This window comes from Methylobacterium sp. 190mf, assembly GCF_900107945.1.
Lineage (GTDB): Bacteria > Pseudomonadota > Alphaproteobacteria > Rhizobiales > Beijerinckiaceae > Methylobacterium.
The window spans coordinates 103,555-112,076 of record NZ_FNVI01000022.1 but is presented as its reverse complement, the minus strand read 5'-3'; the positions used below and the strand labels follow the sequence as shown (position 1 = coordinate 112,076).

Genomic DNA, 8,522 nt, shown 5'->3' with positions numbered 1-8,522 from the left:
GGCGCCACGACGCGGGCGGGGCTGCTGACGACGCCGCTGCGCGACCGGTTCGGCATCCCGATCCGCCTGGAGTTCTACGAGATCGACGAGCTGGAGCAGATCGTGGCGCGCGGCGCGCGGGTGCTGGGTCTGGGCATGTCGGCGGAGGGCGCCAACGAGATCGCCCGTCGGGCGCGGGGCACGCCGCGGATCGCGGGGCGGCTCTTGCGGCGGGTGCGGGACTTCGCGGTGGTGGCGGAGGCCGAGACGGTGACGCGGGCGATCGCCGACCGGGCGCTGCAGCTCTTGGACGTGGACGGGGCGGGTCTCGACGTGATGGACCGCAAGTACCTGAGCCTGATCGCGCGCTCGTTCGGGGGCGGGCCCGTGGGGATCGAGACGATCGGGGCGGCGCTGTCGGAGCCGCGGGACGCGATCGAGGACATCATCGAGCCCTACCTGATCCAGCGCGGCTTCGTGCAGCGCACACCCCGCGGACGCGTCCTCACCCGACACGCCTACCGGCATCTCGGCCTGCCGGAGCCGGAGCCGGCCCCGGTCGCCGCCTGAGCGCCGGCCGAATTGCCGGATCCCGTCACGGGCCCTAGCTTCCCTCGGCACAGCGGAGGCGCCCGCGATGATCGATCTCTACGCCTGGAACACCCCCAACGGCCGGAAGATCAGCGTGGCGCTGGAGGAGATGGCGCTGCCCTACCGGGTCATCCCGGTCGACATCACGCAAGGGGCGCAGCACGCGCCGGACTTCCTGGCGATCAGCCCGAACAACCGCATCCCCGCCATCGTCGATCCGGACGGGCCGGACGGGTCCCCGATCCCGGTGTTCGAGTCCGGGGCGATCCTGCTCTACCTCGCCGAGAAGACCGGCCGCTTCCTGCCCGAGGACCGGCGGCAGCGCGTCGCCGCCCTGGAATGGCTGATGTGGCAGATGGGCGGCTTCGGGCCGATGCCCGGCCAGGTCCACCACTTCCTGTCCGTCGCGGAGGCCGACCGCGCCTACGGGCTCGCCCGCTACAGCAAGGAGACGCACCGGCTCTACGGCGTGCTGGACCGGCGCCTCGCGCAGGTCGCGTACGTCGCGGGGCCGCTCTCGGTGGCGGATTTCGCGATCCTCGGCTGGGCGTGGCGCCACGAGCGCCACCAGGTCGACCTCGCCGATTACCCGCAGGTCCGGCGCTGGTACGACCGGATGATGGAGCGCCCCGCCGTGCAGCGGGGCTTCGCCGTCCCGCTGAGCTGAGGCGGGGCGCCCCCTGGTCCGGCGCTTGCGACGCCGGAATCCACCGTTCGGGGAGTGACGATGAGGCGACGCACCTTCCTGGCCGCGGGGGCCGCGGCCCTGGCGGCCCCCTCCGTCGGGCGGGCGCAGGGCGCCCGGGTCCTGCGCATGGTCCCCCAGGCGAACGTCACCTCCATCGATCCGATCTGGACGACTGCGATCGTGACCCGCAACCACGCCTACGTGGTCTACGACACGCTGTTCGGCCTCGACGCCGACCTGCGGCCGCAGCCGCAGATGGCGGCCGGCCTCAAGGTCGAGCAGGACGGGCGCAGGGTGACGATCCCCCTGCGCGCGGGCCTGCGCTTCCACGACGGCACGCCGGTCCTGGCGCGGGACTGCGTCGCCAGCATCCGGCGCTGGGCGGCGCGCAACGGCTTCGGCCAGACCCTGATGGCCGCCACCGACGAACTCGCCCACGACGGCGACACCGATATCGTGTTCCGCCTGAAGGCGCCGTTCCCGCTCCTGCCCCAGGCGCTGGCGAGCGTCAGCCAGCCGGCCTTCGTCATGCCCGAGCGGATCGCCCAAACCGATCCGTTCAAGCAGATCACCGACGCCACCGGCTCCGGGCCGTTCCGCTGGAAGGCCGACGAGTTCAACTCGGGCAGCCTGATGGTCTACGAGCGCCACCCCGGTTACGTGCCGGCGCCCGGGACGCCGAGCCTGACGGCGGGCGGCAAGGTCGCCCATTTCGACCGGATCGAGTGGCGGATCATCGCCGACGGCGCCACCGCGGCGGCGGCCCTGCAGAACGGCGAGATCGACTGGTACGAGCAGCCGCCGCCCGAACTCCAGCAGCTGCTCGCCCGCAACCGCGACATCGTGGTGGAGGGCCTCGACCGGCTCACCAACCCGGCGATCCTGCGGATGAACCACCTGCAGCCGCCCTTCGACGACGTCGCGGTGCGCCGGGCGGTGCTGCCGGCGATCGTCCAGAGCGACTTCATGGCGGCGATCGTCGGCGACGATCCCGGGGCCTACGACGACCGCTGCGGGATCTTCACGCCCGGCACACCGATGGCGAGCCAGGTCGGCCTGGAGGCGCTCACCGGGCCGCGCAGCCTAGAGGCGGCCCGCGCGGCGCTCAGGGACTCGGGCTACGACGGCGCGAAGATCCGGCTCATCGGCCCCACGGACCTGCTGGCGCCCGCGGCGCTGACCCAGGTCGCGGCCGACCTGCTCCCCCGGATCGGCTTCAACGTCGACCTGGCCCTGAGCGACTGGGGCACGGTGATCCAGCGGCGCGTCTCCCGCGAGCCCGTCGAGAAGGGCGGCTGGTCGGTGCTGCTCACCACCTTCTCGTCCTTCGACAACGCCGACCCCGCCGCCCTGCAGCCGCTCCGGGCCAGCGGGCCGAACGCGTGGTTCGGCTGGCCGTCGGTGCCGCGGCTGGAGGCGCTCCGGACCGCGTGGTTCGCGGCCCCCGACGCGGAGGCGCGCCGGGCGATCTGCGCCGACATGCAGCGGATCGCCCTCGAGGAGGTCGTGTTCGTGCCGGTCGGCTCCTACCGTTCGATGACGTCCTACCGGCGCGACCTCACGGGCCGCCTCCCGGGCTTCCCGATCCTCTGGAACCTCCGGCGCGCCTGAGGCGGCTCCGCCTCGCGCCGGTGCCGCCTCAGGCCCTCCGGCGCACCGTGCCGGCCTCTGCCTCTGCCTCTGCCGCTACCTTCGCTTCCGCCGCGCCCTCGCGCTCCAGCCGCTCCAGCAGGTCGCCGAGGGGCATCGGGCGGCCGATGTGGTAGCCCTGGGCGTAGCGGCTGCCGTGCCGCCGCGCCACGTCGAGCTGCGCCTCCGTCTCGATCCCCTCGACGATCCCGTCGAGGCCGAGGTTGCGGCACAGGTCCAGGATCGTGGAGACGAGGCTGCAGCCCCGGTCGGTGTCGATGTCGGCCATGAAGCCGCGGTCGATCTTGATCTTGTCCAGCGGCAGGCGGTGGACGTAGCCCAGGCTGGAATAGCCGGTCCCGAAATCGTCGAGCGCGATCTTGATGCCCAGGCTGCGCAGGGTGGTGATGGCCGCCTTGGCGTGGTCGAAGTCGCGCATCAGGGCGGTCTCGGTCAGCTCGAGCGTCAGGCGGCGCGGGTCGATGCCGCTGCCCCGCACCGCCGCCAGGATCGACAGGACGGTCTCGGGCGAGGCGAGGTCGTGGGCGGACAGGTTGAAGGACAGGCCGGTCCCGGGCGGGAGCTGCGCGCAGTCGGCGAGCGCCTTGCGCAGGAGCAGCAGCGTCACCGTGTGGATCATGCCGCCGCGCTCGGCGGCCGCGATGAACCGGTCCGGCGCGACGCGGCCCAGCGTCGGGCTCGTCCAGCGCGCCAGACCCTCCACGAAGGCGGTCCGCCCCGTGGCGAGGTCGAGGACCGGCTGGTAGTGCAGCACCATCTCGGCGGCGAGGTCCGCCGTCCGCAAGGCCGTCTCCACCGCCTGCTCGGCGCGGATCGCGTCCTTGTGCTCCTGCGAGAACAGGGTCGTCGCGCCGCGCCGCTGCTCCTTGGAGTGGTAGAGCGCGTAATCGGCGCGGTCGAACAGGGCGTCGGCGTCGTGCGAGACCCGGCAGGGCAGGGCGAGCCCGCCCGAGCAGCCGGTGACGACCTGGATGTCGCCGATCCGGATCGGCCGCTGCAGCGCCGTGCAGACGCCGTCGCAGAAGGCAAGCGCCGCTGCGGCCGAAGCCGGCGCGCGCAGGATCACGCCGAACTCGTCGCCCCCCAGCCGCGTCACCACCACGTCCGCCCCCGCGAAGGCCGCGAGGCGCCGGCCGGCCTCCGCCAGGACGCGATCGCCGACATTGTGCCCGTAGGTGTCGTTGATCGGCTTGAACCGGTCGAGGTCGAAGATCGCCAGGGCGAAGGCCATGTCCGCCCCGGAGGACGACCGGAGCGCCTCGTCGAGCTTCTGGAAGAAGTAGCGCCGGTTGGGGAGGCCGGTCAGGCTGTCGGTCTGGGCGAGGCGCGCGTTCTCCTCTGAGAGCCGGCTCGCCACGGCCTGGGACGCGACGAGGGCGACGAAGGCCCGGTAGTTGGTGTTGAGGATGCGGACCATCACGGCCGTGACGAAGGCCGTATTGGCCGCGATGGCGAGGAACACGTGGTTCCCGCTCGTCACGCAGCAGAACAGGAACACGCCCATGACGATGCCGGTGACCAGGAAGGCCGCCAGCGGCAGGTAGGTCAGGCAGAAGATGCAGGCGATCACCGTGACGGCCACGAAGATCGCGACGTGGCCCTGCTCGTAGGGGCCGCCGAACGTGTTCAGGACCATCGCCCAGATCACGAAGGCGACGGAGAAGAAGACCGTGAGCACCGTCGTTCGCCGCAGGTGGCGGGCGGCCTGCGCCTCGTTCAGGGTCTCGGGCCTCAAGCGCCACCAGTGGATCGCGCGCAGGAGGCACAGCGCGATCACGGTCCCCGGGATGCCGAGGGTCAGGTAGGCGGGCGCCAGACCGTAATGCGTCACCGCGAGGGCGCCGGCATTGACCGAGAGCAGTCCGTAGAGGGACGGGATATGCTTCTGCAGTTCCGCGAGCTGACGCATGGCCGTCAGACCCGGGGCGGATGCGGTCGACCTCCCGATCAATATCGAGAAAGGATATTTCGGACGGTTCATCGAAGCTGCGTCTGAGAGATTGCCGTATTATTATACTCCTAACATTAAAGAGATATTTAAGCCGCGAGCTGTCACGGCGGTCGTCCACGGCTCTATTCCCCGCGCCCGAGCGCCGCATCGCGGCGCTCGGGAGACAATCCGCCGGGCGGGCGAGCCGACGATTTACCGATTCCGTCCCAAGTTGAGCGGGAAGTGACCCGGTTCGACTTGTATCGAGGATCGTACAATTGCCTCGCTGCTCCATCTGCTCTTCCAGGGACTGGTGGATGGGGGTCGGTCGGCCGCCTCGCGTGCCGTCGGCGCCGATTGCCCGGACAGGACATCCCGGCGATGATCGTCGTCGCGGCCGCGGCCGCGGGGCTCAGGAGAGGCCGATGAGAATCCGTGTCCACGTCGCCCGGCTGGCGATCCTCGTCGGCGGGCTGCTCGTGGCCGCCGCGCCCGCGCAGGCCGAGACGATCGACGTGACCTTCGCCTGTCCGAACGGTCGGACGCTGGCCGTCACCTTCCTGAACGCCGCGGGGCCGGAGCGGGCGGTTGTCCGGCCGGACAACGGCGCCGCCGTCACCCTGCCGGTGCAGCTGAGCGGGTCGGGGTTCCGCTACGCCGACGCCACGCACGAGCTGCGGGGCAAGGGGCGGTCGGTCACGTGGACCGACGGCGCCGGCACGCCGGTCACCTGCACCGACCGGACGCCGGCCGACGCCAAGCCGCGCTAGGCTGCTCGGGGCGCGTGCCGGACCCTGGCCCGGCAGCGCCGGACCCGCTAGGAACCGCCCGTCCCGGAGATTGAGGCGTCGGCGTCCCGCCGCGCGTCGCCCGCGACGCGGAGACGTTCCTTGCCCGCGCCCGCGCCCCCGTCGCGCTTCGACGCCGTCCTCCTCGACTTCGACGGCACCCTCGTCGACAGCCTGGCCGATCTCCGGACGGCCCTGAACGCCACCCTGGCGCGGGAGGGCCTGCCGCCGGTCGGGACCGCCGCGATGCGGGCCATGGTGGGCGACGGCGCGGTGGCGCTGCTGCGGCGCGCCCTGCGGGCCTCGGGCGGCGATCCGGAGCGGGCGCCGGACCTGCTGCCGGCCTTCCTGGCCGTGTACGAGCCGCTCGCGGCCGCCGGTACCGCCCTGTTCCCCAACGCCGCCGCGGCGGTCCGCGACCTCCGGGCGGCGGGCTACGCGCTGGCGATCGTCACCAACAAGCCGGCCCGCGCCACCGGCCTGATCCTCGACGCGGTGGGGCTGGCGCCGCTGATCGACACGGTCGTGGGCGGCGACACGCTGCCCGAGCGCAAGCCCGATCCCGCGCCGCTGCGGGAGGCCCTGCGTCGCCTGCGGGTCGAGCCCGGGCGGGCCGTCATGGTCGGCGACATGCACCACGATATCGCGGCCGCCCGCGCCGCCGGCACCGCCGCCATCCTGGCCCGCTACGGCTACGGGCGCCCGGACGACGCGCGGACCGCCGACGCCGTCCTCGACGACATCGGCGGCCTGCGGGCGATGATCGGGGCGCTGCCCGCGGGCGGCACCCCGGCCTCCTAGGGGACTCCTAGCGGCTTGCCGCGAGGTCGAGGCGGGCGGGGGCGCCCGGCGCCCGGGCCTGCCGCTCGAGGACGGCGCGGGCGCTGTCGGCGAGGACGAGCCACGCGCCGGCCATGAGGGTGACGTCCTTGAGGACGAGGCGCCCGGCACCCGAGAGGTAGGGGAAGCCGTGCTCGGCGTCGCCGAGCGCGGCGACCCAGGCCTCGGGGGTGGTCACGAGGAACGACAGGGTCACCACCGGGGTGAGGAAGGCCAGCACCGCGCCGGCCAGACCCAGCCGCCGCGACGCCAGCCCGACGAGGACGAGCAGGCCGATCAGCAGCTCGACCGTGCCGAGTCCGCGGGAGAACGCGTAGGTGTGGTTGGCCGTCTGCCACGCGCGGGCGGCGAGGTTGAGCTCGCCCTCGTGGGTGAGGTGCTGCGCGTACTGGTCGGGGTGGGCGTAGAAGAACGCCATCACCGGGCTGTTGGCGACGAAGGGCGTGATGCTGTCGGCCTCGTAGGGCACGAACTTGAGCGCGCCGATCCAGAGGAAGATGACCGCGATGGCGACCCGCATGGCCTGGAGGCCGAGGCGGTTCGAGCCCGGCCCGGAGACGAGGCCGAGGACGCGGCGAACCTGCGTGTTCATGGCACGATTCCTTGCTCAATCGGATGGGGGGAGGGGCTACGCCTCGGCGGAGGCCGCGAAGGCGTCGAGCGCGCGGGTCGCGTAGACGACCGCGGCACCGGCATTGAGGCTGGTGGCGACCCCGAGGGCCTCGGCCAGCTCGGCCTCGGTGGCGCCGAGCTTGCGGGCGGCGTCGGTGTGGACCGTGATACAGCCGTCGCAGCGCAGGGAGATCGCCACCGCCACCGCGATCAGCTCACGGGTCTTGGCGTCGAGCTGGCCGGTCTTCTGGCCCGCCGTGCTGAGGGTGCCGTAGCCCCGCACCGTGTCGGGGCTGAGCTTGGCGAAGTGTCCGACGCCGGCGGTGACCTGCTGGCGGTAGCTGTTCCAATCGATCATGTGCATGACGACCTCCTTCGTGATGACGAGGAAGGTAGTCGGGGCCGGCCGCGCCCTCGATGACCGCGCGGCGCAGGCCGATGACCGGGCGGATCAAACCGCCTGCGGGGGCGCCTCGGCCTGCCGCGCCTGTCCGGGGCGGATCCCGTACTTGCGCAGGAACGCCCGGCTGAGGGCGGGCGCGGACTGGTAGCCGACCTCCGCGGCGAGACGGTCCAGCGGGACCGTCTCGGTGCGCAGGCGGTGATGGGCGAGCCCGAGCCGCAGGTCGGTGAGGAATTCCAGCGGGGCGACGCCCGCCGCCCCACGGAAGGCGCGCACGAGGCTCGCCCGCGACGCGGCGGCCGTCGCGGCCAGTTCGTCCAGCGTCCAGGGATGCACCGGGTCGCGCACCATCGCGAGCACCGCCCGGGCGGTGAGCGGCTGCCCCAGGAGGCGCAGCAGGCCCTCGGCCGGGGCCGACGCCTCGAGATGCGCGCGGAGCATCATCATGAACAGCGCGCTCGCGAGGTTCTCGGCGACCGCGACCGACCCGGCGCGGAGGTCGTTCAGCTCCTCGCGGATGCCCGCCAGGAGCGGCGCGAAGCGGGTGGCCAGGGGCTCGGTGCCGACGCTCAGGACGAGGAGGTCGGGCAGGGCGGTCACGATCAGGGTCTGGGGCGCCGCCTCGAAGGCCAGGCGGCCGCAGATCAGCTCGACGTCCGGCTCGGCCCCGACGGTGGTCTTGAACCGCAGATCGTGCGCGTGGCGGACCGCGACGGGCAGGGGCGTCGACGGCGGCGGCCCCGCGCCGTGGAACAGGTGCGCGTCGCCGCGCGGCAGGAGCAGGATGTCCCCGGCCGCGACCTGCAGCGGCGCGCCCCCAGGCCGCCGCAGCGTGGCGCGGCCGCGCGTCACGAGGTGGAAATAGGCCTGCCGCGTCGGCTCCGGCGCGTGCGGGGCGGCCCAGGCGCCGCCGAACCGGCAGACGTCGTCCAGGTGCGGCCGCACGCGCAGCAGCGGCGCGAGGCCGCTCAGCGGATCGTCGATTCCGGCGGTTCCGTGTGCGTCCGCGCGGCGCCCGATCGGTCCGGCCATGCTCCCCGC

General features: G+C 73.1%; 9 protein-coding genes. 5 read left to right on the top strand and 4 right to left on the bottom strand.

Annotation, left to right across the window (positions count from 1 at the left end; translation table 11 throughout):
• The 3 genes from C4T42_RS23640 to C4T42_RS23630 all read left to right on the top strand — a co-directional run.
• Positions 1 to 549: Holliday junction DNA helicase RuvB C-terminal domain-containing protein (locus tag C4T42_RS23640; protein WP_280177399.1), on the top strand; the 549-nt coding region annotated here is incomplete at its 5' end.
• Between the two features lie 67 nt (positions 550 to 616).
• The gene (locus tag C4T42_RS23635; RefSeq protein WP_020096319.1) at positions 617 to 1,237 is read left to right on the top strand and encodes a glutathione S-transferase N-terminal domain-containing protein; all 621 of its coding nucleotides are present in this window, start codon (positions 617 to 619) and stop codon (positions 1,235 to 1,237) included.
• Positions 1,238 to 1,297: 60 nt separating this feature from the next.
• Entirely contained in the window at positions 1,298 to 2,869 is a 1,572-nt protein-coding gene (locus tag C4T42_RS23630) for an ABC transporter substrate-binding protein (RefSeq protein ID WP_103985956.1), read from the top strand.
• Between the two features lie 28 nt (positions 2,870 to 2,897).
• Here the strand turns inward: C4T42_RS23630 and C4T42_RS23625 are convergent, their stop codons facing one another.
• Entirely contained in the window at positions 2,898 to 4,817 is a 1,920-nt protein-coding gene (locus C4T42_RS23625; RefSeq protein WP_244603265.1) for an EAL domain-containing protein, read from the bottom strand.
• A gap of 446 nt (positions 4,818 to 5,263) precedes the next feature.
• Here C4T42_RS23625 and C4T42_RS23620 point away from each other — a divergent pair, with 446 nt between their 5' ends.
• Complete coding sequence (locus tag C4T42_RS23620) at positions 5,264 to 5,608, top strand: MliC family protein (protein WP_020096316.1); 345 nt, start codon at positions 5,264 to 5,266, stop codon at positions 5,606 to 5,608.
• Between the two features lie 120 nt (positions 5,609 to 5,728).
• Entirely contained in the window at positions 5,729 to 6,427 is a 699-nt protein-coding gene (gph, locus tag C4T42_RS23615; RefSeq protein WP_103985954.1) for a phosphoglycolate phosphatase, read from the top strand.
• Between the two features lie 7 nt (positions 6,428 to 6,434).
• Here gph and rclC read toward each other — a convergent pair whose 3' ends face one another.
• The 3 genes from rclC to C4T42_RS23600 form a co-directional block, all read right to left on the bottom strand.
• Positions 6,435 to 7,058 (bottom strand): reactive chlorine resistance membrane protein RclC, encoded by a 624-nt coding sequence (rclC, locus tag C4T42_RS23610; RefSeq protein ID WP_020096314.1) that lies wholly within the window; start codon positions 7,056 to 7,058, stop codon positions 6,435 to 6,437.
• Between the two features lie 36 nt (positions 7,059 to 7,094).
• Positions 7,095 to 7,442 (bottom strand): carboxymuconolactone decarboxylase family protein, encoded by a 348-nt coding sequence (locus C4T42_RS23605; RefSeq protein WP_020096313.1) that lies wholly within the window; start codon positions 7,440 to 7,442, stop codon positions 7,095 to 7,097.
• 87 nt (positions 7,443 to 7,529) lie between these two features.
• Positions 7,530 to 8,513, bottom strand: coding sequence for an AraC family transcriptional regulator (locus tag C4T42_RS23600; RefSeq protein WP_020096312.1), 984 nt, complete (start codon positions 8,511 to 8,513; stop codon positions 7,530 to 7,532).
• Between the last annotated feature and the right edge of the window lie 9 nt (positions 8,514 to 8,522).